At 50.4% G+C, this 2,268-nt stretch carries 1 protein-coding gene; it reads left to right on the top strand.

The window, feature by feature from the left end; genetic code table 11:
• Positions 1–2,268: GH25 family lysozyme (locus WMO24_RS00835; protein WP_349214188.1), on the top strand; the 2,268-nt coding region annotated here is incomplete at both ends.

Below are 2,268 nucleotides of genomic sequence, written 5' to 3'. Positions count from 1 at the left end.
GAAATTGAAGGGACCTGGCGCTACATCGACCCGAACACGGGTTATCTGCGGTTCGGCTTCATTGACGTGTACAGCGGTGGACGCACCTATGCAAACAGCGAAGGTGTGATCAAAACCGGCTGGATCACCGTGGACGGAAAGCAGTATTATGTGGATCCGGACACAAAATTGTTGCTGACCGGCTGGCAGACAGTTGGTGGCCAAAAATATTATTTTGACGCCACCGGACAACAGCTGAAAGGCATGCAGCCGATCAACGGCTATTGGTACTATTTGGACGAAACAACAGGTGTTTTGTGGACAAGCGGCTGGAAACAGCTTTCCGGTGGGAAAATCTGGTCGGATGCGACCGGAAAAATTCCTCTGGGCTATCAGGTCGTGGATGGCTACTGGCGTTATTTCAGCGTGAATACCGGCTATTTGCAGACCGGATTTTTTATCGTTCACACTGGTGGGCAGAGCTATGCAGATACAGAAGGCCGGGTAACGGCCGGATGGAAAAACATCAACGGAAAATTTTATTGCATTGATGACAAGACATTGGAATTCGTCAAGGGTTGGGTCGAGCTGGATGGCAATCGGTTCTACTTTAAAAGCGATTATACAGGCGCGACCGGACCGTACAAGATCGACGGAAACTGGTACTATTTTGAGTACAAATGGGGTTCGCTGGTCCGCAATACAACCGTTGTGATTGACGGCGTTTCCTATCAGGTGGATGCGAATGGCGTGATTCAGAACTACTTCCCGGACAAGGCTTATGGAATCGACGTTTCTTCGCATCAGGGCGTCATCGATTGGCAGCAGGTTGCCAACAGCGGCGTTTCATTTGCGATGATTCGTGCGCTCACGTGGAGCAACAGCGCCAATTATTACGTCATTGATCCCTATTTTGAGGTCAACGTGCGAAATGCCAAGGCAAACGGAATCAAAGTCGGCGTATATTTGTACAGCTATGCGTTTAGTGAAGCGGAGATCGAAGAAGAGGTGTTCTTCTTCCTGAACTCTGCAGAGCTGAAACGTCTGCGCGACGATGGCATCGTCTTTGATTACCCGGTTTATATCGACTACGAAGATCCTCTGGTAATCAATAATGTGCCGGATCCTCAGCGCAAAACGGACATCGTCCGCCACGGCATGAATATTTTGGATCAGAACGGATATTTGCCGGGCTTCTATACGTATGATTATTTTGCGCGAAGTTTGATGAATGCGCAGCAGCTGATCAATGAGGGATATGAGTTCTGGGTGGCCCATACAAGCGCGACCAGCAATCCGTGGGGCGATGCGGCCGGAATCTGGCAGTATTCTCACACGGGCAAGGTTCCGGGCATTCAGGGCAATGTGGATTTGAACTACGCTTATAAAAATTATCCCTCCATTATCAATCCGGGCGGCGGTACAACTCCTGACCCGGTGGGGGAAACCCTTTCGGTTTACGATTCCGTTACCGGCAAAACAGTGACGGACTCGGTTGAAAATATTTTGGCCGCCATTGTTCAGGCTGAAGTAGGCGGAACAAAACTTACCGGTCTGGATGCGCGTACGCTTTTCCAGGCGCAGGCAGTCGCAGCCCACAGCTGGATCCTTTTCTCCCAGAACAATGGAGAGTCGTATCCTTCAGTGGTTCTGGCCAGCCAGGACAAAATTACCAGTGCTGTTCGTCAGGCGGTTGCGCAGGTTGCAAATTATGTTGTGATGTACAACGGAATCCCTGCATGCACAGTATATGGCTCGGCCAGTGCGGGCGTCACCAACTCTTCCCAGAACATGGGCTGGAATTCGCAGCCTTATCTGGTGAACGTGACAAGCCCCTACGAAAGCATGTACGGTGCCGCGTGGCAGAACAAGACCAACACCATCGGAATCGCGCGGATGAAGGACAACATCGAGAATAAGCTTGGAATTTCTACAGCGGGATACGATTATGCAAACTGGTTGACCAATCCGGTGTTCGATCAGTACGGATACTGCACACAGATTACAGTGTGCGGAAAAGTGGTTTCCGGCGGAAAGTTCTATGAAAACTGCTATGGCCTTTATTCTCCGAACTTTACGTTCCAGTATTTGGGTTCCACACAGGGGTGGAAATTTGTCACCCAGGGAAATGGCCACTGTGTTGGAATGAGCCAGTACGGAGCAATGGGCTATGCTGCGAACGGATACACCTGGCAGCAAATTCTTCAGCACTACTATCCCGGAACAACGATTACAACCATTTTCGATACCGGCGACCGTCTGTACTTTGACCCCCTGACGCCGGAAAGT

The sequence above is a fragment of the Ruthenibacterium intestinale genome (assembly GCF_040096265.1).
Lineage (GTDB): Bacteria > Bacillota > Clostridia > Oscillospirales > Ruminococcaceae > Ruthenibacterium > Ruthenibacterium komagatae.
This window is presented reverse-complemented; position numbering and strand designations above follow the sequence as displayed.